Below are 23,132 nucleotides of genomic sequence, written 5' to 3' on the forward strand. Positions count from 1 at the left end.
CTTTCCAGCCTTGACAAAGCGAAAGAGGGTGGGATAATCGGCGCAATCGGGGGTTGACCACCAAACCCCAACATCACCTAAACCATTCATCCTCACGCAAAACCGCCCCATCAACCAACAACTCCCCCGTAAGCACATCCACCAACCGACACCCCAACTCCCCGGCCATCCGAAACACCACGGGGAGCACGTCATCCCCACCCCCGCGAATGTGCAACATGATGGCCTCCACCGGATCCGACCGCCCGATGTTCACCTCGACAACCCACCCCGGCCCGTCAACAACCCCCCAAGCCGGATCCGTCAGGTCGATCCCCGACACAGCCCGCCGCAACCCCTCCTCCACCTCCGCATGTCTCCCGACCGGCGTACGCCGGACCCCTCGGGGCAGTTGTTCGGTGGAATCGACGCCGTCGGGCACCACGGTCAGCAGCACATCCCAGCTCATCGGTCACCGCCTATCGGCTCGTCGTGCGGGCACTCCAGCAACTATCGCAAGCCCACCCGACTTTTATCGGTCGTTCTCCCGAACAAGGGTCCGCCGCGCCACCACATCCGCAGCCATCCGCACAAACCCCCGAACACCCGCGTCACGCCCCTTCCACGCCAACACCAACGCCGTATCGGGCAAATCCACCACCGGCACCCCGACCACCACCGACCCCAACCTCCCGACCACCCCATGCCCAGCCACGACGATCAACCGCCCCAACGCCACCAGGTCGACCAGTTCGTCCAACGCCACCGGCGGGCACTTCTCCGCGAACACGTCCTCCCCCCGCAACTCCCCCACCCTCACCTCACCCCGCCCAGCCAACCGGTGCCCGACCGGCAACAACGCCACCGGCCGTTCCCGCATCAGCTCCACGGTCGTCAACCCGCTCAGATCCTCACTGCCGCACACCAGCCCCACGTCAGCGGTCCCGTCCCGCAACGCCCCGACCTGATCCGCCGTGAACACGACCTCGACAGCACCACCATGCGCAGCCAACACTTCAGGCAGCACCCCCGACCCGCTCCCCGACCGCACCGCCACCACCAACCCCCGCCCGGCCCGCCGCACCCGCCGCAACGCCGTGTCCACAGCGTCCAAAGCCGCGCGGCTCTCCACCAGGAACACCTCCCCGGCAGCCGTCAGCTCCACGCGCCGACTCGTCCGCTCGAACAACCGCGCCCCCACCCGCCGCTCCAGCAAGGCGATGGCCCGTGACAACGGCGGCGCGGCGATCCCCAACTTCTCCGCCGCCCGCCCGAAGTGCAGTTCCTCGGCCACGGCCACGAAGTAGGCGAACTGCCGGGTCTCCAGTCGATCCATACCCCCAGGGTAATGATCCTTGCCGAACCGACCATCGTTCCACCCCTCCCCACCTGGTCGAATCGATCACGTGACCGATGAACGAGCAGTTCAGGAAGTACTCGCCCGCTACGTGCGGGCCACCGACCGTCGAGACGGCGCGGCGCAGGGAGACCTCTTCACCGACGACGCCGTCGTCCGCATCCTCGTCGGAGGCGAACCCGTCGCCGAGCCGTTGATCGGTGGTGCCGGCGTCCGATTCGCGGTCGAGAACTGGATGGCCCCGCACCCCGAGGGCGGCGCGAGCCACCACGTCACCGCCGACCCCCTCATCGAGGTCGACGGCGACGAAGCCCACTACCACGCCCAGGTGATCGTGTTCGAGATCCGCCCCGGCTCCATCCGCCCCACCGAGTCCGGCTACTACGACACCCGCCTCCGCAGGATCGACGGCACGTGGAAGATCGTCCGCCACGACGTCCTCCTGGACTTCGCGATCACCTTGGGCGCGTCGTGAAAGCCGTTGTGCACCACCGCTTCGGCGGTCCGGAGGTGCTCGAACTGGTCGACCTCCCCGACCCCAAGGCGCACCTGGACTCCGTGCTGGTCCGGGTCAAAGCGGCTGCCGTGAACCCCGCCGACATCGGGATGCGCGCAGGCGTGCTGGCCGACATCGTCGACACCTACTTCCCCGCCGTTCCGGGCTGGGACGTCGCCGGGATCGTCGAACGCCCCGGCCTGGGCACCCCCGAGTTCGCCGTGGGCGACGAGGTGATCGGCTACGTCCGGAGCGAGGTCCAGCACCGGCACGGCGCGTACGCCGAGAAGGTCGCCGCCGACGTCCGCACCCTGGCCCGCAAGCCGAGCACGATGTCGTGGGCCGAAGCAGCGGCCCTCCCCTTGGCGGGTCTCACCGCCTACCAGGCGATCCAAGCGCTCCGGATCACCAGGGACGAAACCCTGCTGGTGCACGGCGCGGCGGGCGCGGTCGGGTCGTTGGCCGCGCAGATCGCCCGCTCACGCGGTGCGCGCGTCCTCGGCACCGCGAACCCGGCCGACCACGACTACCTCCGGTCCCTCGGCGTGGACCCGGTCACCGGACCGGTCCCCGTCACCGACGCCGTGCTCGACACGGCGGGCCGCGGCGCGCTCACCGGCACCCCGCCGGGCCCGCGCGTCGCGTCCGTCGCCGAGTTCACCCTCCCCGGCGTCACGCCGGTGTTCGTCCGCATGAACCGGGACGACCTGCGCGCACTCGTCGACCTCGCCGAGGAAGGCAGGCTGACCGTGCGGGTGGCCAGGACGTTCCCCCTCGCCGAAGCCGCTCAGGCACAGCAGGCCGTCGCCGACGGCCACACCGGCGGCAAGATCGTCCTGGAGGTGTCGTGACCGTCAGTCGACCAGTTCCCCCACACGGGTCCGGAAGTGGAACGACGACGTCCGCCCCTCCACGATGACCAGGTAGGAGCCGTCACCGAGCCGCAGCACCTTCCGCGACTTCGGCGACCACGGGTAGGCGGGCAGGAACTCCCGCGCGAGCCGCAACGCCTCGGCTCGCGCGGCTTCCTGGTCGCCGACCGGGGCGACGTGCGAGATCTTCCACTCCCGCCCCTCCCCCATCCCGCGGACCTCTTCCACCAACACCCACCACCGCGCGTCGTCCACACCCCTGTGACGTGCGCTTTCCCCCCACCGTTCCCAAACTGTCGTACCCCGCCGGCACTCTCGCCCCATGCCGGTCCACGTGGTGAGCAAGCGGCGCGGCAGCGCCTGGCTGACGAAGAACCACCCCGACGCCCTGGTCCTCGACGTGACCTCGAAGGGCCCAAGCCCGTGGGTCCGCCTCAGCCCGTTCTACCCCCACGGCGACATCCCGGTCCCGTTCACCCCGAACACGACCGGCGCCTCGGTCGAGGGCATCTGGCAAGCGCTGAAGGTGTTCGAGCACGCCGACGTCGACCCGACCAAGCTCCACGTCACCACCATGACCGGCCTCAAGCGAACGGTCCGCCGCCACGGCCCCGTCCAAGGCCACCGCACCGGCCTGGAGGGCACCACCCTGCTCCAGTACGAGGACGCCAGACGCCGGATCTACCTCCCCACCTACCGCTGGGTGCTGGAAACCCGCGCCGCCACCGAGATCGCGACCCTCCGCGACCTCACCGCCGAGCAGGAGGTCGTGCTCCTCGACTACACCACGAACGGCGACGTCACCGACCTGCGAACCCCGCTCTCCCACGCCGCCCTGGTCGCCCAGCACCTGCGGTCAGAGACCGGCTTCGTCGAGCAGCCGGACCATGACCGCCACGGGCAAGGCCGGTGAGGCTCCCGCGGCCTCGACCACTTCCGGGTCGTCGTCGAGCAGCAGGGTTTCCAGGCAGTCCACCGGAATCCGTGCGTGACCTGCCGCGGTCTTGCGGATGTCCCTCTCCGGATCCGCCGCCAACGCCGCGACGAGGTCGGCTGGCAGGTCCGGGCCTTCCAGCGCGAGCACCCGCCGGATGCGGTGCGGGCTCGCGGCCAGGGCGACGTACCCCTCCGGCGGGAAGTTCGGTGGTCCAGCAACGACGGCCAGTCGACGCTGTACTCGTCGTTCTCCACCATGAACCGCGCGAGCACGGCCGGAGGCGTGTCGGGTCGCCGAGCCGCGGCACGGCGGATCACGGCGGACGGGTGGGCGTCGAGCCGGGCGAAGACCTCCGCCGGGAGATCACTTCGCGCGGCTGCCTCCTGAAGGCTGGACACCGGCGATTCGAGCAGCGCCAACCGTCGCGGGAGCGGCAGGTCCCGCACCCACCCCAGGTCCACCTCGTGCGTCCTCGACAGCGGGGAGTGGAAGCAACCCCTGTCCGGCTCGGCCGACAGCTCCTCGTGGAGCCTGCTCCGCAAGCCGTCCGAGATGTCCTCGCGCATCATGACCGCCACCCGGACCACCGGGTCCGGATCCTCGGCCAACCGGTCGCGGAACTCCGGTGGCAGCGTCGGGTTGAGCGCGACCTGGTACCGGAGTTCCCGGTCATCGCTCTCCACGAGTTCCGCGGCGGTGCGAGGAGTCAGGGCGACGGAGGAGGCGACCAGGCTCCGGGTCGCCTCGTCGGCCAGCAGCCGGGCGTGCAGGTCCTCCGGCGGGTGCTCGACGCAGGCGGCGTAGCGGACCTCGGCGACCGGATCGGTGAGCAGGGCGCGCCGCGTGTCGTCGGGCATGTCCGTCCAACTTTGAGCGACCGCGGCCCGGAACAGCGGATCTTCGTGCCGGGCCAGCGATGCCAAGCCGCCTTCGCCCGCGAAGCGCTCAAGATCGCGCGTGCTGACGGGTACGCCAACGTTGATCCACCGCATGGTGGTGTCGCGTCGAACTTCGCGGACTTCCGCGTCCGGGTGTTCGGCGATCAGCCGCAGGACGTCGGGGCTGCCTCGTTTGCCCAGAGCGCTCGCCACCACGGAGGCGTTGGCGGCCAGCAGCCGCTCGGCCAGCACGACGGGGATGTCCTTCTGCTTCCACGCCACGCGGTCGGCGGCCGGCGGGTAGGCGGCGAGCCTCAGCAGCACGTCCAGCGGCGCCGCCGGGTTGGCCCCGAGGCCGACGAGTGCTCGCACGTCAGGGTTCGAGGAGGGTCATGATCAAGGCGATCCAGGCCAGTACGACGCCGGTGGTGACGCCGTAGGCGACCCAGCGCCAGATCATCACCTTGCGGGCCAGCCAGACGGACGGGGCGATGCCGCCGACGACCAGGACGTTGGCCACCAGGGCCAGCCAGCGGTTCGTCTCGCCCAGGCCGAGCGACAGCGTGACGACCATGAACGCCACCACCGCGCCGCTGAACACGCTGACCGTGAGGCCCGTGCCCCACGGGGTCGGTTCGGCGGGTTCGTCGGGGGTCGGGTCGTCGGCCACGACGATCTTCGGGCGGGGCACCGAGGGGCGGACGCCGGACTGCGAGGCGTCGACCAGGTGGCGTTCGCCGGTCACCGGGTCGGCGAACGCGACCGGGGTGCCCATGTCGGCGGCCAGGCGGCCTGCCAGCTGGCGACCGCGGCGGGTGACCAGTGCGCCCGCGGCGCCGTCGGCGGGCGCGTTGGTGCGCTGCACGGCTTCCGCGACCTTGGCCCACTCGTGCAGGGCTTCGGCGAGGCCCGCGCCGAGCGGCAGGGTGTGCGGGTCGACTTCCAGTTCGCCCGCTTCACCCTCGCCCGCGAGCACGGCGCGGCCCGACTGCACACGCAACTCCACGAACGGTCCCTCCCCACGGTCACGGCTTCCGGGAAGAACGTATCGTGCCCGCCCGGTTTTCAGGCGGTCGCGTAGAACACGACGGCCGCCGCCGTGGCCACGTTGAGGGAGTCGACGCCCGGCGCCATGGGGATCCGGACGGCCACGTCGGCCGACGCGATGGCCTCCTCGGTGAGGCCGGGGCCTTCCGAGCCGAGCAGCACGGCGACGCGCTCGCCGCGCAGTCCGGCGTCCGCGAGGCCGACCGATCCTTCGCGCGGGGTGAGGGCGACGACCCGGAAACCGTGCGAGCGCAGCAGGTCCAGGCCGCCGGGCCACGGGTCGAGCGGGGCGAACGGGACGCGCAGCACGTGCCCCATCGACACGCGGACGCTGCGCCGGTACAGCGGGTCGCTGCACCCCGGCCCGAGCAGGACGCCGTCGACGCCCAGCGCGGCGGCGTTGCGGAAGATCGACCCCAGGTTCTCGTGGTCCCCGACGCCTTCCAGCACGGCCACGCGGCGCGCGCTCGCGGCGATGTCGGCCGCGGTCGGCTGCACGGCCCGGTCGGCGGCGGCGAGGACGCCGCGGTTGAGGTGGAAGCCGACGACCTCGGCCATCACGTCGGCGGACGCCACGTACGCGGGGGCGGGCAACTCGCCGAGCGCCTCGATCCGCCTGCGCACGCCGAGGAAGCCCCGGACCGGGAACGGCGAGGCCAGCAGCCGCTCGACCACGACGACGCCCTCGGCGATCACCAGCCCCCGACCACCCGGCCGGTCGGGCCTGCGGTCGGCCGTGGACAGGTCCCGGAAGTCGTCCAGCCGCGGGTCCGCCGGGTCGTCGATCTCGATCACCACGGGCGGAATTCTCGCACTTCCCGCCATGTGAGCCCCGCTCGTAGTCCAGAGGGCTCAACGGGCAGGCCGCCAACCAGCACCTCCTCGCCCACTGTTACGGCGACGTGACAGAGAGCACCGATTTGGACGCTGGCGGCCCCCTGCGGGCTGTGTCACGGTTGGCGCTCCGCTCCGCCGCCGGAGCAGCACGACGAAGGGGAGGCGGCATGGGTAGGGAAATCTCCAGCCGCACGTACAGCAGGGAGGATCGCCAGCGGTACCGGGAGAAGATCCAGAGGTGCCTCGAAGCGCTGGCGACCATGCTCGCGGAGGACAGCTTCTCCTTCCCCCGCACGCAAATGGGCTTGGAGATAGAACTGGCCCTCGTCGACGACGACATGAGACCCGCGATGGCCAACGCGGAAGTGCTGGAGAAGATCGACGACCCCTCCTTCACCCTGGAGCTCGGGCAGCAGAACCTGGAGATCAACGTCCCGCCGCGCGCGCTCGCGGGGGACGAGACCCTTGGCCTGGAAGAGGATCTGCGCGCGTCGCTGGGCGCCGCCGACGAGAAGGCGAAGGACGCGGGCGCGAACCTGGTGATGATCGGGGTGCTGCCGACGTTGCGGCACGAGCACTTCGACCAGCGGTGGCTGTCGAACAGCTCGCGCTACAAGGTGCTCAACGACCGGATCTTCGCCGCGCGCGGCGAGGAGACCGTGCTGCACATGGAGGGCTCGCCGATCCTCGGCCGCACCGCGGAGAGGTTGTTGAGCTACCAGGAGTCGATCCTGCCGGAGGCGGCGTGCACGTCCGTGCAGCTGCACCTCCAGGTCGCGCCCGCCGACTTCGCCGCGCACTGGAACGCGGCGCAGTGCCTGGCGGGCGTGCAGGTGGCGATCGCGGCGAACTCGCCGTTCCTGCTGGGCAGGGCGCTGTGGCACGAGACGCGCATCCCGCTGTTCCTCCAGGCCACCGACACCCGCTCGCAGGAGTTGAAGAACCAGGGCGTGCGGCCGAGGGTGTGGTTCGGCGAGCGGTGGATCACGTCGATCTTCGACCTGTTCGAGGAGAACGCCCGCTACTTCCCGGCGCTGCTGCCCGAGACCGACGAGGAGAACCCGGTCGAGGTGCTCGAAGCCGGTGGCACGCCGGCGCTGGCGGAGTTACGGCTGCACAACGGCACGATCTGGCGCTGGAACCGGCCGGTGTACGACGTGGTCGACGGCGTGCCGCACCTGCGCATCGAGAACCGGGTGCTGCCCGCGGGCCCGACCGTGCTGGACACGGTCGCCAACGCGGCGTTCTTCTACGGCGCCCAACGGGCGCTGGTGGACCAGGAACGTCCACTGTGGACGCAGATGTCGTTCCACGCGGCCGAGGAGAACCTCTACACCGGTTCCCGGCACGGCATGGGCGCGCAGCTCTACTGGCCGGGCATCGGCTGGGTCCCGCCGGACGAACTCGTGCTGCGCAGGCTGCTGCCGATGGCGCACGACGGGCTGCGCGCGTGCGGCGTCTCCGACGAGGCCCGCGAGCGGTACCTCGGCGTGATCGAGCAGCGCTGCCTGACCCGGCGCACCGGGTCGTCGTGGCAGCGCGACGAGGTGGTGCGCTTGGAGGAGCGCGGCGCCGATCGCGGAGCCGCGCTCACCGGGATGCTCAAGCGGTACGTGGAACTCATGCACGGGGGCGACCCCGTGCACACCTGGCCGACCTGACGGACCGGCCGTCGACTAGCGGCGGCGGCCGGACTTCAGCGGCGCCACGTCCGCGCCGTCGTGCGAGCTGCGGCAGTCGTCCGGGGTCACGGCCTCGACCGCGAGGGTCAGCATCCCCTTCACGCCGGTGTAGATGGACTCGCCGCAGGACGCCAGCGACGTGTGCACCCGGTTGGAGTCGGAGAAGTCGCGCTCGTCCTTCACGCGCTTCTTGCCCGCCTCCTCCGGCTTGGTGGCGCTGCGGAGGTTGACCTCGAGCCACGCGGCGACCTCGGCGGGGGTGCTCAGCACCTCTTCCGGCGTGCGTTCCAACCGCTCCTGACGGGGTGACGCGTGGTCCAGCGAGGTGTGCTCGACGTAGGCGTGCCAGTGCGTGTTGCGCATGGACCAGGTCTGTTCGACAGGCCAGTCCTCCTCGGTGCTCATCCTCTTATCTTGCACCCTTCGCGGGTGGCGTGGCGACCAGCCCGTGGACGTCGAGCTCGCGGTCGACGGAGATCGCTTCCGCGAGCCGCCGATCGTGCGTGACCAGCAACAACGTGCCGTCGTACTCCTGGAGCGCCTGTTCCAACTGGTGGATCGCCGCGAGGTCGAGGTGGTTGGTCGGCTCGTCCAGGACGAGGCAGGTCGTGCCACGGGCTTGCAACAAGGCCAATCCCGCACGGGTGCGCTCGCCGGGCGACAGCGTCCGGGCCGGGCGCAGGACCGCGTCCGCGCCCACCCGGAACTTGGCCAGCAGGGTCCGCGCGTCCACCCGTTCCAGCCCGGTCGCGGCGACCACCACGTCCAGCACGGTGTCGTCCGTGGCGAACTCCTCGCGCAACTGGTCGACCTCCCCGACGACGACCGAGGACCCCACCGACCGTTCGCCGGACACCAGCGGGATCCGCCCCAGCAACGCGCCCAGGAGCGTGGACTTGCCCGCCCCGTTCGGCCCGGTGATCCGCCACCGCTCGCCCGCGCCGATGGTCAGGTCGACCGGCCCGAGCACCACGTCGCCGCGCCGGACCACGGCCTGGCGCAAGGTGAACGCGATCCGACTGCCCCGGCCCGCGCTGGGCAGCGTGAGGCGGAGTTCCCACGCCTCACGCGGTTCCTCCACCTCCTCAAGACGTTCCAGCGCTCGGTCCACAATGGACGCCTTCGCCGCGGTCGCCTGCGAGCGCTGCTTCTCCCGGTGCCGGATGTTCCGGTCGTTCTCGCCCGACTTGGCCACGTTCCGCACGCCCTGGCGGGACCACTCGCGGGTCGTGCGCGCCCGTTCGGTCAACGAGTCGCGCTTGGCCGCGTACGCCTCGAACTCCTCGCGGGCCCGGCGGTCGGCCGCGGCCTTCTCCTCCAGGTACGCGTCCCAGCCGCCGCGGAACAGCGTGGCGGCGTGGGTGAACTCGTCCAGTTCGACGATGGCCGTGGTGGTGCGCGCCAGGAACTCGCGGTCGTGGCTGACGAGCACGACCGCCGCCGGGCTGCCGACGACGTGGGTCTCCAGCAGGTCGAGGCCGTCGGCGTCCAGGTCGTTGGTCGGCTCGTCGAGCAGCAGCACGTCCGCCCTGGTCAGCAGCACCGACGCGAGCCGGAGCCGAGCGGACTGGCCGCCGGACAGCTCGTGGGCGTCCCGGCGGTCGAGCAGGTCCGCGGCGAGCCCGAGGCGGTCGCACACGGCGTCCGCGCGCTCGTCGAAGTCCGCCGCGCCGAGCGCGGTCCAGTGGTCGAACGCCGCCGAGTAGCGCTCCTCCGCGCCGGGTGCGCCTTCGGACAGCTCCAGCGCCGCCCGCTCGAACCGGGCGTTCGCGTCGGCCACGCCGGTGCGGCGGGCCAGGTGTGCGCGCAGGGATTCACCCGGTCGGGGCTGGGTCTCCTGCGTGAGGTGGGCCACGGTGGCGGACGCCGGGCGGCGGACCACCGCGCCCTCGTCGGGGGCCAGTTCGCCCGCCAGGACCCGGAGCAGCGTCGACTTGCCGACGCCGTTGGGCGCGACCAGGCCTACGCGCTCGCCTGCGGGAACATCGAGATCGACCTCCTGGAGCACGGTCCTCGGACCGAACGACAGCGTGACCTTGCGAGCTGTCAAGACGGACACGGGCCGACCGTTCCAGTCCCGACCGCCGCGGGCAAGCGGATTTCGAGGCCCGCCCTCGCCTCACGGGCTTAGTGCCAGTAGGTTGCAACTAAGAAGCGTTTGCAAGAGGTTGATGGGAGAGTCGCGATGGCCCCGTACGTGCTGCCGGATCTGGATTACGACTACGCCGATCTGGAGCCTGCGATCATCGGCGAGATCAACGAGCTGCACCACGGCAAGCACCACGCCGCGTACGTGAAGGGCGCGAACGACACGATCGAGCAGATCGACGAGGCCCGCGACAAGGAGAACCTCGGGTCGATCGTCGGCCTGGAGACCACCCTCGCGTTCCACCTCGCCGGTCACGCCCTGCACCAGGTGTGGTGGAAGAACCTCAGTCCCAACGGCGGCGACAAGCCGGTCGGCGAGCTGGCCGCGGCGGTGGACGAGTTCTTCGGCTCGTTCGACAAGCTGCGCGCCCAGCTCAACGCGGCGGCGGGCTCGATCCAGGGCTCCGGCTGGGGCATCCTCGCGTGGGAGCCGGTCGGGCAGCGGTTGATCACGCAGCAGCTGAAGGACCACCACTCCAACCTGTCGATCGCGACCACGCCGCTGCTGGCGTTCGACATCTGGGAGCACGCGTACTACCTGCAGTACCGGAACCTGAAGGTCGACTACATCAGCGCGCTGTGGAACATCGTCGACTGGAACGACGTGAACGCGCGCTTCGAGGCCGCGCGGGCCGGGCAGAACGGGTTGCTGCTGCCCACCGCGTGACAAGCTCGGCAGTGGATGCTCCGACAAGTTGACGCTGCCGGAACAGACGCCGGGGTGCCGCGTGAAGTGCGGTGCCCCGGCGTTTTCGTGGGAGAAACGACCAGGCCCCGCCTCCGGTGGTACGACCGGAGGCGGGGCCTTGCCTGTTCCCGAACTGACTGCCACTCCCACCACGAAGTGACGAGACTTAGGTTAGCCTAAGCTCTCACCGAGGGGAAGTGGGCAAGCCGAAGAAGTTCGTCTCCGCACCTCAGGGCCTTGCGAGAGGGTTACGCCCGGCGGGCGCGGACCGGGAACTTCGGCAGCACGAGGCCGCCTTGGCGGATCAGGACGGCGTAGCCCGCCACCGCCGTGACGATGGAGATGATGCCGCCCGCCACCAGCGGCGCGCGGCCCGTGTACTCCTCGGCCAGCCAGCCCATCACCGGGCCGCCCAGCGGCGTGCCGCCGAGGAACACCAGCATGTACAGGCCCATGACCCGGCCGCGCATCGCGGGAGCCACGGACATCTGCACGGTGGCGTTCGCGGTCGTCGTGAAGGTCATCATGGCGATGCCGACCGGGATCAGCATCAGGCCCATGGTGAGCAGGTTCGACATCAGCCCCGCCACGATCTCCAGGAGGCCGAACGCCAGCGCGCCGCCGATCAGCAGCCCCACCTTCGGCTTGCCGCGCGTGCTGCGCTTCGCGGCCAGCGTCGCGCCCGCGAGGGTGCCGACCGCCAGCAGCGTCGTGAGCAGGCCGTAGGCGTCGGCGTTGCCGCCGAAGACGTTGCGCGCCATGACGGCGAGGGTGAGGAAGAAGTTCAGGCCGAACGTGGAGATGAAGAAGACCAGCACCAGCAGGATCACCAGGTCCGGCCGCCCCTGCACGTACCGGAGGCCTTCGCGCAGCTGACCGCGTTCGCGAGGAACGGGGTCGGCGCGGTGCAGCTGGCCGACGTCCATCAGGAACAGGCCGACGATGACCGCCACGAACGAGCCCGCGTTGATCAGGAACATCCAGCCGGTGCCGATGAGCGTGATGCCGACACCCGCCACCGCCGGGCCGACCATGCGGGCCAGGTTGAACGTCATCGAGTTCAGCGCCACGGCGTTCGGCAGCTGGTCGCGGCCGACCATCTCGATCACGAACGACTGCCGCACCGGGGTCTCCGTCGCGGACACGCAGCCGAGCAGCAGGCACAGCAGGTAGACGTGCCACAGCTCGGCGAGGCCGGTGACGTCGAGCAGCCCGAGGGTCAACGCGCAGAGCGCCAGACCGGTTTCCAGCACCAGCAGCAGCCTGCGCTTGTCCATCCGGTCGGCCAGCACCCCCGCGTACAGCGAGAACACCAGCGTCGGCGCGAACTGGAGCGCGGCGGCGATGCCCAGCGCGACCGGGCTGCCGTGGGACAGCTCCAGCACGAGCCAGTCCTGCGCGACCCGCTGCATCCACACGCCGATGAGCGAAACGACCTGGCCGGAGGCGTAGAAGCGGTAGTTGCGGACCTTGAGCGAGTCGAACATGCCACCGCGCTTGGGCGGGGGTAGCGCTATCTCCCGGTCGACCCGATCAGATTCGCTACCACCCGCGTAAGCCGGCACCTTGTTACTGCCCCGCCATCCTGTCGATGATCTCCGCCGAGCGGGACAGCAGTTCCCGCTCCTCGGCTGTCAGTTCCGCCAAGCGCTTGTCCAACCAGGCTTCCCTGGCGCCGACCTCTTCGTTCACGAACGCGAGACCGGCGTCGCTCAACTGCACGATGGCCTGGCGGCCGTCGGTCGGGTGAGGCCTGCGGGTCGCGAAGCCGAACTCCTCGAGGGCAGCGATCACCCTGGTCATCGACGGGGGCTGGACGCCTTCCTTGGCGGCCAGTTCGCCGGGGGTCAGCGGTCCGCACTTGTGCAGTGTGGACAGCGCCGAGACCTGGGTCAGGGTGATCGACGAGTTGGTGCGCTGGGCGCGGAGCCTGCGGTTGAGCCGAACCACGGCGAGCCGAAGCCTGCTCGCCAGCCCTTGCTCGTCCACGGTGTCCGCCACGTAGTTAGCATACCTCACGATTTACCCGTTCGGTTCCGCCCGAGTGGTCGAATCGGACTTACGCCCCGAACAGGGCCCGGATAGGGCCGATGGCGAAGTAGACGGTGAACGCCGCGGCGACCACCCACATGAGCGGGTGCACGGTCTTCGCCCGCCCGGTCAACGCGCGCAGCACCACGTAGCTGACGAAGCCCGCGCCGATGCCGTTGGCGATCGAGTAGGTGAACGGCATCACCACGATCGTCAGGAACGCGGGCAGCGCGATGGAGAAGTCGCCGAAGTCGATTTCCTTGACCTGCATCATCATCAGCGCGCCGACGACGACCAGCGCGGGCGCGGCGGCCTCGACCGGGACGACGGAGTACAGCGGCGTCAGGAACATCGCGGCGAGGAACAGCAGACCCGTCACGACGTTCGCCAGACCGGTGCGCGCGCCCTCCGCGATGCCGGACGCGGACTCGATGTAGACCGTGTTGGACGACGAGGACGCCGCCCCGCCCGCGACCGCGCCGAGACCGTCGACGAACAGCGCCTTGTTGACGCTCGGCAGCTGGCCCTCCTTGTCGATCAGGCCCGCCTCCTTGCCGAGGCCGGTCATCGTGCCGACGGTGTCGAAGAAGTCGGTCAGCACCAGCGTGAACACCAGCAGCGCGGCGGTGATCGCCGGGACGCGGGTCCACGCGCCGAACGAGACGTCACCGACGAGCGAGAGGTCCGGGAGGCTGAAGACCTGGCTGGGCAGCGCCGGGTAGCCGAGGTTCCAGCCCAGCGGGTTCACGCCCTTGGACGGACCGGCGTGGACGATCGCCTCGATCACGATGGACAGCACCGTCGCCGACAGCACGCCGATGAGGATCGAGCCCTTCACCTTGCGGGCGAACAGGATGCCGGTCACCAGCAGGCCGACCACGAACACCAGCGTCGGCCAGGACGCGATCGACCCGTTGATGCCGAGGCTCACCGGCACGGTGGTGCCCGCCGCGTCCGGGATCCGCCGCACGAACCCCGCGTCGACCAGGCCGATGAAGCAGATGAACAGGCCGATGCCGACCGCGATGGCCGCCTTCAACTCGTTCGGCACGGCGTTGAACACCGCCTGTCGCACCCCGGTGACCACCAGGAGGAGCACCACGAGCCCGTTCACCACGACCAGGCCCATCGCTTCGGGCCAGGTCATCTGCGGCACGATCGTGACCGCCACGAAGGTGTTGATGCCGAGGCCCGTGGCCATCGCGAACGGCAGGTTCGCGACCAGGCCGAACAGGATGGTCATCACCCCGGCGACCAGCGCCGTCACCGCCGCGACCTGCGTGACCGGCAGGATCGCGCCCAGCACGTCCTTCTTGGCCCCCGCGTCGTCGGCGGCGAAGCTGCCGAGGATCAACGGGTTCAACACCACGATGTAGGCCATGGTCACGAACGTGACCAACCCACCCCGCAACTCCCGCCCGACGGTGGACCCGCGCTCACTGATCTTGAAGAACCGGTCGAGCCCGGACGACGGCGCCGAGGCCTCAACCGTCGGTTCCTGCTCTGCTGCCTCGTGGGTGGCCATTTCTACCCCAATCGGTACCGGGACCCGTGCCCGCTGAGCGTGCCCGATCCGTGTTTCCGGGAGTTGACGTTCTCGCCGATCCGACGACCGGAGATTCCCTCCACGTCGCTCGCGACGTCCGGGTGGATTACCGCTTCTCGGCGCGCTGCCGACACGGGTGCCGGTCTCACGTGCGCTCCACGGTCGTTGAAGTCCGCCCGTCCGGCGGCCTTGATGTTGATGGCGGCGTTGACGTCCCGATCATGCCGACTGCCGCAGGGACAGTCCCACGACCGCACGTCCAACGCCATCCTGTCGTTGACCCGACCGCAATCCGAGCACGTCCGGGTCGACGGGAGGAACCGGTCCACCTTGCCGAACGTCCGCCCGTACCGCCGGGCCTTGTACTCCAGCATCCCGACGAACAGGGCCCAGCCCGCGTCGTGCACCGACTTGGCGAGCCTGCTCCGACCGAGACCGACCACGCACAGGTCCTCGACGTACACCGCTTGGTTGTCGCGGATGATCGCCGTGGACAACTTGTGCTGCCAGTCCCGCCGGGCGTTCGCCACCCGCGCGTGCGCTCGGGCGACCCGAACGACCGCCTTCCTGCGGTTGTTCGACCCCTTGACCTTGCGGGCCAGGGGCTTCTGCGACCTGCGCAGCCTCCGAGCCGCCCGGCGCAGGAACTTCGGCGCGGCCACCTTCACGCCGTCGGACAGGACGGCGAAATGGGTCAGCCCGAGGTCGATCCCGACCTCCGAGTCCGTGACCGGGAGCGCCTCATCGGCGGTGGCCACCACGAAGGAGACGAAGTACCGACCGGCGGCGTCGCGGACCACCGTCACCGAGGACGGGTCCGAGGGAAGCCGCCGAGACCAGCGGACCGGCACGTCACCGATCTTCGGCAACCGGAGCCGACCGTTCTCCAGCACCGAGAAACGGCTGTTCCTGGTGAAGCGGATGGCCTGCCGGTTGTCCTTGAGGGACCGGAACCGGGGCGGCGCCACCTTGCGCCCCTTGCGCTTGCCGGTGACGGACGTGAAGAAGTTCCGATAAGCGACGTTGAGGTCCGCCAGCGCCTGCTGGAGCACGACCGACGAGACCCCGCCCAGCCACTCCCGTTCCCGCGTGCGCTTCGCCAGGGTGATGACCTGCTTGGACAGTTCCCCGTCCGAGATGTGGGGCAGGCCGTTCTCCCACGCGGTCCGGCGTGCGCGCAGCCCGTCGTTGAACACCACCCTGGCACACCCGAACGCCTGCGCCAGCGCTTGCCGCTGACCACCGTCCGGGTACGCCCGGTAGTTGTGACGAAGTCGCACCGCCGCATCGTAGCCGGCGCAGCGGACGGCCGGACGTCCCCGATCGGCACAGCTCTCCCCCGTCTGAGCAGCGGAGTTCCGGCCCACACCTTGGTAGCCTGCCTGACGTGGCCGAACCGTCCGAACACGACTCGCTGCCGAGTCCTCCCCCGCTGCCCCCGAGGCTGGCCGACCCCGTGCCCGCGATCGTCGGCGGCACGGTGCTGTGGGCGTTGGCCTTCCTCTACTTCCTGGTCTTCGACGTCGGCAACGAGGTGTGGCTCTGGTCCTGCTTCGCGGGCATGACGCTGGGGATCATGGGGTACGGCGTGTTCGCTTGGCAACGCCGAGCGTCTCGACGGGGGTCGAAAGGCGCCCAGACCGGCGTCTAGCCCAGCAGCGTGACGGGCGTGGGGTCGGTGATCAGGGCGGCGAACGTGTGCCGGTCCGCCCAGCGGTCGCTGACCCACGCCAGTGCGCGGGCGAGGCCTTCCGGGGTGTCGACGGCGTGCACCACGTCGTCGGCCAGCCACCAGACGACCTCGTGCTCGACCCCGTCCACGCCGACCCGCAGCTCGTCGTGCACCACGACCGACCCCACGGGCAGGTCGACGCCGAGCAGCTCACACGCCAGCCGGACCGCGCCCAGTTCGTGCCACGACACCGCGTCGCCCTCGGTCGTCGGCACGCCGACGACCTCCTCGGACGCCAGCGGCAGCGCGAGCAGTTCGGCCAGCGCGTCGGCCCCGCCGTCCGCGGCGAGCACTCCCGCCGGGGGCAGCACGCCGAGCAGCCACGGCTGGTCGAGCACGACCACGTCGTCGGCGGGCACGGCCTCGCCGGTCAGCACGCGCACCCGGTCCGGCGGGGTGATGCCGCCGGAGTCGAGCAGGTGCGCGACCTCGGCCAGCGCCGCGTGCGCGGTGAACACCAGCGCGTCGGCGGGCTCGCGGTCCGGGTCGCCGAGGCGGCGCAGCAGGTCCTTCACGTCGTCGTCGCCGCGCACGTCCAGCTCGGTGCGCACGCCGACCGCGATCAGCACGTGCTCGGGCAGCCCGACGTCGGGCACCACGTCGTACAGGCCCGCCAACGACTCCGCCGTCGGCAGCCGCCAGTCGCACAGCGGCACGCCGTCGAGCGTCGCGTACTGCGAGAGCCACCAGCCGGTGTAGCCGTCGGGTTCCTGGACCGCGCGCCACGTCACCGGGTCGGCGGCCAGCATCTTCAGCGCGGCGGGCCACGCGTCGCGGGACACCAGGTCCAGGTCGCGGATGCCGACGACGCGGGTCGGCGGTTCCGGCGACGCGGCCCACCAGTAGCCCTCGTCGGCGAGGTCGTGGTCGGGTTCGGTCGGGTCGTCGTCCACGACCACGGTGAACCCGTCGATCACGCCGATCGCGGTCAGCACGGACCGGGGCCACGCCTCGGCGACCTTCGCGTCCAGCACGCCGATCGGGGCGTCGGGCTCCAGCACGTCCAGCAGCGTCGAGTCCGGCAGCACCAGCTCGTCCGCGCGCCGCCAGTCGCCGGACGCGTCCGGCAGCACCAGTTCGGCGAGCCACGGCCGGTCGCCCGCGCGCATCCCGGAGCGGTCGACCAGGCGCAGCACGGCGCGCACCAGGTCGTGGCCGTCCATGCCCGCGTCGACCTCGTCCGCGCTGCGGTGCACGGCCTCGCGGATGGCCTCGGAGTCCAGCAGCTCGACCGGCCCGGCCTCGACCGCGCCGAGGCGGGTCAACAGCCGGTGCGCGGCGTCGGGGTGCGCGATCCGCAGGCCGGACACGTCCACGCCCGCCAGCAGGTCCAGGGTCTCCTGGTCGGCTTCCAGCAGCAGCACGCCGCGCGGGCTCGTCACGGTGCGGCCGTCGGCCAGCGGAACGGGCAGGCCGCCGAGTTCCTCGCGGGCCGTGGAGTCGACCTCGGCGATCGGGTCCAGCTCGGCGTACAGCCGCCGCCACCAGTCCGGGTCGCCGCTCAGCCCGGCCAGCGCGTCGACGACGTCGCGCATGGTCAGCCTGCGGACCTCCAGCGCCGCCAACGCCTTCGCGTGCTCGGGCAGCGTGAGTTCGGCGTCGAGCAGGCCGGGGATCACGTCCTCCAGCAGCTCGACCAGTTCCTCGGACCCGGCGTCGAGCACCTTCGCCTTCGCGGGCGAGGCCCACTCACCACTGGCCAGGGGCAGCCATTCGGCCGTGCGCAAAGCTTTCAGCACCCCGTCGCGCAGCACACCGTCCACTTCGGACAGCGGGAAGCCGGGCAGCGGGACCAGCGCGGTCCGCTGCACGGCGGGCAACTTCGCCACCAGCGCGGGGTAGTGCGCGGCGGCCTCGGCGAGCACGGCGTCCACGGCGAGACCGGGCTGCACGCGGCGGCGTGACGGCTCGACGGGCAGCGTGGCCAGCAGGCGCGCGGGCAGCGACAGGCGTTCGTCAGTGGGGGTCGGCGCGTGCAGGACCTCGTCGGTCAGCACGCCGTCGGACGGCCACGCCCAGCAGATCGACCACTGCGGCCGGGTCTCGACCCCGGCCACCAGCGACGCGGGCAGCTCGCCGGAGACGCGGTGCAGGATCCAGCGGGTCGACCCGTCCGGACCGTGCAGCACGACGACGTCGTCGTCCGCTTCCTCGCGCGTCCACACGGCGTCCGCGACCTCGATGCGCCGCAGCCCCGGCAGGGCCAGCAGCAGGTCACCGGCCTGGTCGGCGAACTCGGCCAGCAGCGCGGCCCCGTCGACCTTCAGCGGCAGCCGGACCTCGGTGGCGAACCCCTCGGGCACGTCGGTCTCGTCGCTCGGCCACACCAGCCGCAGCACCGGCACGTCGCCACCGCGCGACTCGGCCGACTCGGGCACGGCGGCGCGGGTGCGCTCGGCGGAGAACGCGACCGCGCCGGACGTCGACACGACCCTCGGCGCGTCGGTCACGGCCAGCACCGCGGCGAAGCCGACGCCGAACTGGCCGATGGTGCCGGAGTTCTTGGTCGACGCGCGCAGCGACGCGAGCGCCGTCACACCCGCCGCGTCCAGCGGCACGCCGGTGTTCGCCGCGCGCAGCTCACCGTCCACAACGGACAGCCGCAGCACGCCCGGCTCGCCGCCCGCCGCGTCGGAGGCGTTCTGCGCCAGCTCGACGAGCAGCCGGTCGCGGTAGCCGCCGAGCCGCAGGTCCTCCTCGGCGTTGGCGTCCTCGCGGAACCGGGTGGGCGAACCGCGCCACGAGGCCAGCACGGAGTCGCGCAGCGCCTCCGTGCCGAAGATGTCCGAAGGCACGGGGGGCTCCTGGGTCACGGGGTCGCGGTCTCGTTCTCGGCAGGCGCGTCGACGTCAACCGCGGCGTCGACCACGGCCTCGGCCTGGACCGGGATCTCGGGCCGGGCCTCGTTGGCCTCGACGTCGAGCTGCGCGTCGTCGTAGACGACGTCCGACACCGGGATGCCGACGCTCATGTCGATCTCGACCTCGGAGTGCGCGCCGCAGCCGTACTCGACGTGCACCACGCGGCCGTCCGCCGGCGTCAGCTCGTTCGCGCACACGCCGAACGCGGCGCCGAGCGAGCCCTTGATCTGCTGGTAGAAGCCGCAGCTCCCGCAGGTCGCGGGCGCGCTGCGGGCCATGTCGCTGAGCGGCCCGAAGTCGCCGCCGTGCCAGCGCTCGGCGGCGTCGAGGCGGCCGTTGCGGCCGAGCACGCGCACCCGGCCGAGGCCGACCTCGCGCACGACGTCCTCGACCGCCGGGTCCTCGGACTCCAGGTAGCCGGGCACGAGCCTCGGGTCGTCGGCCCTGGTCGGCATGAGGTCGCCCACACCGAGGTCGCCCGCGCGGACCCGCTGGTCCCACGGCACCCAGTCCGGCGCGACCAGCGCCTCGTTGCCGGGCAGCAGCACGACCTCGCTCACCGAGAGCGGCGTGCCCTCCCCGGCGAACGCGACCGTGACGGCCCAGTTCCAGCCGTGGTACCCGGCGTGGTTGGCCTCGAAGAGGTGGGTGACGGAGACCTCGTCCTCACCCAGGACGCCCACGTGCGCGCCGATGCGTTCCTGGCCTGCTTCCTCCTGCGCGGCGGCGCGGGCGAGATCGACGGCTTCGGAATCGGCGAGCACCGGCTGCGGCTGCTGAGTGGGCATGGGGGTCACAGGTGAATTGTGCCGCACGGCTACCCAGTCGCGTGCACACGTGTCACCCTTCTGGACGTGCGGAGGCTCGTGGCGTTGGCGGGATTGGTCCTTGTCGGCGCGTGCTCGACCACGACGACGCCTCCCGGAGGGCCGTCGAACGGCCCCACGAAGGTCGAGGTGCTGGCCACGACGCCGCACGACACCGGGGCGTTCACCGAGGGCTTCGAGCTGGTCGACGGCGTCCTCTACGAGGGGACGGGCCTCGAAGGCGAGTCGCAGCTGCGGCGTGTCGACCCCGCCACCGGCGCGGTGCAGCAGAAGGTCGACCTGCCGCCGGAGATGTTCGGCGAGGGCATCGCGGTCGTCGGCGACCGGGTCTGGCAGCTCACCTACCGCAACGGGATCGCGATCCAGCGGGACAAGACGTCCTTCGCCGAGGTGAAACGCGCCACGTACACCGGCGAGGGCTGGGGCCTCTGCTTCGACGACAAGCGCTTGGTCATGAGCGACGGCACCGCCAAGCTGACGTTCCGCGACCCGTCCACCTTCACGGAGACCGGCAGCGTCCAGGTCACCGAGGACGGCCAACCCCTCCAGATGATCAACGAGCTGGAGTGCGTCGGCGGCTCCGTGTGGGCCAACGTCTGGCAGACCGACAAGATCGTCCGCATCGACCCCTCCACCGGCAAGGTCACCGCCAGCATCGACGCCAGCTCCCTACGACCGGCGAACGTGCCCAAGTCCGACGTCCTGAACGGCATCGCGGCCGTTCCGGGCACGGACGAGTTCCTCGTGACGGGCAAGAACTGGCCGAGCGTGTTCCGGGTCCGCTTCGTGGAGTGAACCGAAGCGGTGATTCCACCCCTCTCACCGCCCGTTCGCGCACACCAGGCGCTCGCGTGAGGCAGGATTGAGGGCGTGATGCGCTCCGGTTCGGACGACCCGCACGGCACACCGCGTGCCCGCCGGGGGTGGAGCGGCGGCCGCAAGTCCCGCCGAAGCCCGGAGCAGCCCCAGGGCGTCACCCAGTGGCCCCCCACCCAGCCGACCCAGCAGCCACCGCCGCCTCCTCCGAGACGACAGCCACCCCGCCAGGAACAGCCCCCGCGCTACCCGTGGGACGAGGACGACTACCAGCCCCGCCGGCCCCCCGAGGCCAGGTTCGACTTCGAACGCCCGTCCCGCCCGAGACCGACCCGCCCGTACCCCACCGGCGAACCACCGGAACCGGAAACGCGGACCAGGCGCCGCATCGAGGTCGACCCGGACTCGGAACAACCGACCGAGCCGTCCCTGCCGAAGAAGCTGACCGTCACCAGGGTCGCGATGTTCCGAGGCAGGCAACTCAGCCAGCAGGCAGTCACCGCCTTCCGCAAAGCAGCCCACGCCGACGGCGCGCAAAAATCCGGACTCACAGCCCTCACCTACGCGGTGATGCTCAACTACGCCGCCGACGCCGCCATGGCGGTGGCCTTGGCGAACACCCTCTTCTTCTCCGCCGCGACCGGCGAGAGCCAGGGCAAGGTAGCCCTCTACCTGCTCATCACCGTGGCCCCGTTCGCCCTGATCGCCCCCGTCATCGGCCCGGCACTGGACCGCATCCAACGCGGCAGGCGCATCGCCTTGGCGGCGGCCTGCGTGCTCCGGGTGTTCCTGTCGATCATCATGGCCCTGCACTTCGACGACTGGGGCCTCTACCCGGCGGCCCTGGGCAGCATGGTCCTGTCCAAGTCGTTCACGGTCCTCAAGTCCGCCATCACCCCGAGGGTCCTCCCCCCGGACATCACCCTGTCCAAGACAAACGCCCGCATGACCGTCTTCGGCCTGGCCGCAGGCGGCGTCTTCGGCGCCATGGCAGCGGGCTTCGCCCAGGTCTTCGACTCCCCCGGTGCACTCTGGTTCACCGCAGCACTCTGCCTGGCCAACGGCTGGCTCTGCCTCCGCATCCCCGCCTGGGTAGAGGTCACCGAGGGCGAAGTCCCCACCTCCCTGGGCGCGAACCCCACCAAACCAAAACGCCAACCGCTGGGCAGACACGTAGTGGTCTCCCTCTGGGGCAACGGCACGATCCGCATGCTCACAGGCTTCCTAACCCTGTTCGCCGCCTTCGTCGTCCGCGCCCAAACAGAAGGCGACGCAGGCAAGCAACTACTACTCCTGGGCGTCATCGCCGCAGCAGCGGGCATCGGCAGCTTCCTCGGTAACGCCGTAGGAGCCCGCCTCCACTTCGGCAACCCCGACCAGGTGGTGATCGCCTGCCTAGGAGCCTCCCTGGCAGTAGCCGTCCTAGCCGCAGTCCTCCCAGGCCTGGCCACAGCAGCCATCGTCGGCCTGGTAGGCGCAACAGCCAGCGGCCTGGCCAAAATCAGCCTCGACGCCGTCATCCAGGACGACCTCCCAGAGGAATCCAGAGCTTCGGCTTTCGGCCGCTCCGAAACAATCCTCCAGCTCACCTGGGTCTTCGGCGGAGCCTTGGGCGTCCTCCTCCCAGCCACCTACTGGATCGGCTTCACAGTCCTCTCGGTCCTCTTGGCGGTGGGCCTGACCCAAACCGTCCTCTGCCACCAGGGCAAGTCCCTCATCCCAGGCCTGGGCGGCGACCGCCCCGAACACCCCAACGCGGTGCACCCGACCAAACCCATCGGCTGACCCTGCGTAAAGTCGCCTGACGTGCGCCGAGCCCCCGCGATCCTGGCCAGTACAGCCCTCCTGCTGACAGCGTGCTCAGCACCAGCACCGCTGGAGGTCACGTTCTACTCGTCGGGCAAGACGATCAACGTCCACCCCACGCAGTACTGCGACATCGGCTCGGACGACTGCGCCATCGACACCAAGGCAGCAGGCGTACTCCGCGTACCACCAGGAAAACCAGTACAAATCTCCGTCCCAGGCGAAGTAGCCGCTTCACCATGGTCAGTGAAGTTCACCTACCGCAACGCCAAGGGCGAACAACAAGAACCGTTGCGCAGCAAACTCTTCGCAGGAGACAACCCCCAATACGCCTACACCCTCACCCTGCCGAACAAGGACGACCAACTCGAAAGCGTCGAGGTCCAGCAGTACGGCAAGCGAGTCCAGGTAGACGAAACAGGCCAAATCCAATTCGTGGCCAGAGGCACCTGGGTCGTCTCAATCGACGACCGCAAATAACAAGAAAAACAAAGCGGACGCACGCAACCGGGCATCCAACAGCAAAGCGGACGCACGCAACCAGGGTGCCGCCCAGACCCCCCGCCCCACCCCCTACCGAATCGCCTTCGCA

At 70.6% G+C, this 23,132-nt stretch carries 22 protein-coding genes and 1 pseudogene; 9 read left to right on the forward strand and 14 right to left on the reverse strand.

What is annotated here, in order from left to right:
* Positions 1 to 73: 73 nt before the first annotated feature.
* Both ACFWW9_RS36625 and ACFWW9_RS36630 read right to left on the reverse strand, forming a co-directional pair.
* Positions 74 to 448 (reverse strand): hypothetical protein, encoded by a 375-nt coding sequence (locus tag ACFWW9_RS36625; RefSeq protein WP_390386937.1) that lies wholly within the window; start codon positions 446 to 448, stop codon positions 74 to 76.
* A 63-nt stretch (positions 449 to 511) separates the two neighbouring features.
* Positions 512 to 1,315 (reverse strand): LysR family transcriptional regulator, encoded by an 804-nt coding sequence (locus tag ACFWW9_RS36630; protein WP_390386938.1) that lies wholly within the window; start codon positions 1,313 to 1,315, stop codon positions 512 to 514.
* A gap of 70 nt (positions 1,316 to 1,385) precedes the next feature.
* Between ACFWW9_RS36630 and ACFWW9_RS36635 the strand changes: the two genes are divergently transcribed.
* Together ACFWW9_RS36635 and ACFWW9_RS36640 are read left to right on the forward strand one after the other, a co-directional pair.
* Positions 1,386 to 1,811, forward strand: coding sequence for a nuclear transport factor 2 family protein (locus tag ACFWW9_RS36635; protein ID WP_390386939.1), 426 nt, complete (start codon positions 1,386 to 1,388; stop codon positions 1,809 to 1,811).
* Positions 1,808 to 2,683 carry an NADP-dependent oxidoreductase gene (locus tag ACFWW9_RS36640; RefSeq protein WP_390386941.1) on the forward strand — a complete coding sequence of 292 codons (876 nt, stop codon included), beginning with the start codon at positions 1,808 to 1,810 and terminating at the stop codon, positions 2,681 to 2,683. Before ACFWW9_RS36635 ends, ACFWW9_RS36640 begins: the two co-directional genes overlap by 4 nt.
* Before the next feature lie 3 nt (positions 2,684 to 2,686).
* On the opposite strand, the gene ACFWW9_RS36645 is transcribed toward ACFWW9_RS36640, so the two are convergent.
* Positions 2,687 to 2,932, reverse strand: coding sequence for a hypothetical protein (locus ACFWW9_RS36645; protein ID WP_390386942.1), 246 nt, complete (start codon positions 2,930 to 2,932; stop codon positions 2,687 to 2,689).
* Positions 2,933 to 3,026: 94 nt separating this feature from the next.
* Between ACFWW9_RS36645 and ACFWW9_RS36650 the strand changes: the two genes are divergently transcribed.
* Positions 3,027 to 3,617, forward strand: a complete 591-nt coding sequence (locus tag ACFWW9_RS36650) for a DUF6939 family protein (protein WP_390386944.1) — start codon at positions 3,027 to 3,029, stop codon at positions 3,615 to 3,617.
* 626 nt (positions 3,618 to 4,243) lie between these two features.
* Here the strand turns inward: ACFWW9_RS36650 and ACFWW9_RS36655 are convergent.
* From ACFWW9_RS36655 to ACFWW9_RS36665, 3 genes and pseudogenes are all read right to left on the reverse strand, one after another.
* A pseudogene (locus tag ACFWW9_RS36655) lies at positions 4,244 to 4,633 on the reverse strand (hypothetical protein); the annotation flags it as partial.
* Between the two features lie 259 nt (positions 4,634 to 4,892).
* Entirely contained in the window at positions 4,893 to 5,525 is a 633-nt protein-coding gene (locus tag ACFWW9_RS36660) for a DUF2537 domain-containing protein (RefSeq protein WP_390386945.1), read from the reverse strand.
* A gap of 59 nt (positions 5,526 to 5,584) precedes the next feature.
* Entirely contained in the window at positions 5,585 to 6,361 is a 777-nt protein-coding gene (locus ACFWW9_RS36665; protein WP_390386970.1) for a TrmH family RNA methyltransferase, read from the reverse strand.
* A gap of 209 nt (positions 6,362 to 6,570) precedes the next feature.
* On the opposite strand from ACFWW9_RS36665, the gene ACFWW9_RS36670 reads away from it, so the two are divergent.
* Complete coding sequence (locus ACFWW9_RS36670) at positions 6,571 to 8,064, forward strand: glutamate--cysteine ligase (protein WP_390386946.1); 1,494 nt, start codon at positions 6,571 to 6,573, stop codon at positions 8,062 to 8,064.
* 15 nt (positions 8,065 to 8,079) lie between these two features.
* Here the strand turns inward: ACFWW9_RS36670 and ACFWW9_RS36675 are convergent, their stop codons facing one another.
* Positions 8,080 to 8,490, reverse strand: coding sequence for a hypothetical protein (locus ACFWW9_RS36675; RefSeq protein WP_106185452.1), 411 nt, complete (start codon positions 8,488 to 8,490; stop codon positions 8,080 to 8,082).
* Positions 8,491 to 8,494: 4 nt separating this feature from the next.
* Positions 8,495 to 10,144 carry an ABC-F family ATP-binding cassette domain-containing protein gene (locus ACFWW9_RS36680; protein WP_390386948.1) on the reverse strand — a complete coding sequence of 550 codons (1,650 nt, stop codon included), beginning with the start codon at positions 10,142 to 10,144 and terminating at the stop codon, positions 8,495 to 8,497.
* 126 nt (positions 10,145 to 10,270) lie between these two features.
* On the opposite strand from ACFWW9_RS36680, the gene ACFWW9_RS36685 reads away from it, so the two are divergent.
* Entirely contained in the window at positions 10,271 to 10,900 is a 630-nt protein-coding gene (locus tag ACFWW9_RS36685) for a superoxide dismutase (protein WP_390386949.1), read from the forward strand.
* A gap of 269 nt (positions 10,901 to 11,169) precedes the next feature.
* On the opposite strand, the gene ACFWW9_RS36690 is transcribed toward ACFWW9_RS36685, so the two are convergent.
* From ACFWW9_RS36690 to ACFWW9_RS36705, 4 genes are all read right to left on the reverse strand, one after another.
* On the reverse strand, positions 11,170 to 12,408 hold the full coding sequence (locus ACFWW9_RS36690) for an MFS transporter (protein ID WP_390386951.1): 1,239 nt from the start codon (positions 12,406 to 12,408) through the stop codon (positions 11,170 to 11,172).
* An 82-nt stretch (positions 12,409 to 12,490) separates the two neighbouring features.
* Entirely contained in the window at positions 12,491 to 12,922 is a 432-nt protein-coding gene (locus ACFWW9_RS36695; protein ID WP_390386952.1) for a MarR family winged helix-turn-helix transcriptional regulator, read from the reverse strand.
* Between the two features lie 58 nt (positions 12,923 to 12,980).
* Complete coding sequence (locus ACFWW9_RS36700) at positions 12,981 to 14,477, reverse strand: NCS2 family permease (protein ID WP_390386953.1); 1,497 nt, start codon at positions 14,475 to 14,477, stop codon at positions 12,981 to 12,983.
* Positions 14,478 to 14,479: 2 nt separating this feature from the next.
* On the reverse strand, positions 14,480 to 15,778 hold the full coding sequence (locus ACFWW9_RS36705; RefSeq protein ID WP_390386955.1) for an RNA-guided endonuclease InsQ/TnpB family protein: 1,299 nt from the start codon (positions 15,776 to 15,778) through the stop codon (positions 14,480 to 14,482).
* Positions 15,779 to 15,885: 107 nt separating this feature from the next.
* On the opposite strand from ACFWW9_RS36705, the gene ACFWW9_RS36710 reads away from it, so the two are divergent.
* Positions 15,886 to 16,149, forward strand: coding sequence for a DUF2530 domain-containing protein (locus ACFWW9_RS36710; RefSeq protein WP_390386956.1), 264 nt, complete (start codon positions 15,886 to 15,888; stop codon positions 16,147 to 16,149).
* Here the strand turns inward: ACFWW9_RS36710 and ACFWW9_RS36715 are convergent.
* Both ACFWW9_RS36715 and ACFWW9_RS36720 read right to left on the reverse strand, forming a co-directional pair.
* The gene (locus ACFWW9_RS36715; RefSeq protein ID WP_390386957.1) at positions 16,146 to 19,025 is read right to left on the reverse strand and encodes a sacsin N-terminal ATP-binding-like domain-containing protein; all 2,880 of its coding nucleotides are present in this window, start codon (positions 19,023 to 19,025) and stop codon (positions 16,146 to 16,148) included. The two genes, ACFWW9_RS36710 and ACFWW9_RS36715, sit on opposite strands and share 4 nt — an antisense overlap.
* 14 nt (positions 19,026 to 19,039) lie before the next feature.
* Positions 19,040 to 19,879 carry a DUF3027 domain-containing protein gene (locus tag ACFWW9_RS36720; protein WP_390386971.1) on the reverse strand — a complete coding sequence of 280 codons (840 nt, stop codon included), beginning with the start codon at positions 19,877 to 19,879 and terminating at the stop codon, positions 19,040 to 19,042.
* Positions 19,880 to 19,945: 66 nt separating this feature from the next.
* Between ACFWW9_RS36720 and ACFWW9_RS36725 the strand changes: the two genes are divergently transcribed.
* The 3 genes from ACFWW9_RS36725 (at position 19,946) to ACFWW9_RS36735 (ending at position 23,020) form a co-directional block, all read left to right on the forward strand.
* Positions 19,946 to 20,713 carry a glutaminyl-peptide cyclotransferase gene (locus ACFWW9_RS36725; RefSeq protein ID WP_390386958.1) on the forward strand — a complete coding sequence of 256 codons (768 nt, stop codon included), beginning with the start codon at positions 19,946 to 19,948 and terminating at the stop codon, positions 20,711 to 20,713.
* Between the two features lie 78 nt (positions 20,714 to 20,791).
* Complete coding sequence (locus ACFWW9_RS36730) at positions 20,792 to 22,519, forward strand: MFS transporter (RefSeq protein WP_390386959.1); 1,728 nt, start codon at positions 20,792 to 20,794, stop codon at positions 22,517 to 22,519.
* Between the two features lie 21 nt (positions 22,520 to 22,540).
* Positions 22,541 to 23,020 carry a DUF2771 family protein gene (locus ACFWW9_RS36735; RefSeq protein WP_390386961.1) on the forward strand — a complete coding sequence of 160 codons (480 nt, stop codon included), beginning with the start codon at positions 22,541 to 22,543 and terminating at the stop codon, positions 23,018 to 23,020.
* Positions 23,021 to 23,132: the final 112 nt, after the last annotated feature.

Origin of the sequence: Umezawaea sp. NPDC059074, from assembly GCF_042738955.1 — a bacterium.
Taxonomy (GTDB): domain Bacteria; phylum Actinomycetota; class Actinomycetes; order Mycobacteriales; family Pseudonocardiaceae; genus Umezawaea.

Bases quoted from the DNA above. Each gene is read 5' to 3' on its own strand.
- ACFWW9_RS36700 (WP_390386953.1), bottom strand. From the start codon at position 14,477: ATGGCCACCCACGAGGCAGCAGAGCAGGAACCGACGGTTGAGGCCTCG.
- ACFWW9_RS36650 (WP_390386944.1), top strand. From the start codon at position 3,027: ATGCCGGTCCACGTGGTGAGCAAGCGGCGCGGCAGCGCCTGGCTGACG.
- ACFWW9_RS36670 (WP_390386946.1), top strand. From the start codon at position 6,571: ATGGGTAGGGAAATCTCCAGCCGCACGTACAGCAGGGAGGATCGCCAG.
- ACFWW9_RS36625 (WP_390386937.1), bottom strand. From the start codon at position 448: ATGAGCTGGGATGTGCTGCTGACCGTGGTGCCCGACGGCGTCGATTCC.
- ACFWW9_RS36730 (WP_390386959.1), top strand. From the start codon at position 20,792: ATGCGCTCCGGTTCGGACGACCCGCACGGCACACCGCGTGCCCGCCGG.
- ACFWW9_RS36690 (WP_390386951.1), bottom strand. From the start codon at position 12,408: ATGTTCGACTCGCTCAAGGTCCGCAACTACCGCTTCTACGCCTCCGGC.
- ACFWW9_RS36630 (WP_390386938.1), bottom strand. From the start codon at position 1,315: ATGGATCGACTGGAGACCCGGCAGTTCGCCTACTTCGTGGCCGTGGCC.
- ACFWW9_RS36720 (WP_390386971.1), bottom strand. From the start codon at position 19,879: ATGCCCACTCAGCAGCCGCAGCCGGTGCTCGCCGATTCCGAAGCCGTC.
- ACFWW9_RS36685 (WP_390386949.1), top strand. From the start codon at position 10,271: ATGGCCCCGTACGTGCTGCCGGATCTGGATTACGACTACGCCGATCTG.
- ACFWW9_RS36675 (WP_106185452.1), bottom strand. From the start codon at position 8,490: ATGAGCACCGAGGAGGACTGGCCTGTCGAACAGACCTGGTCCATGCGC.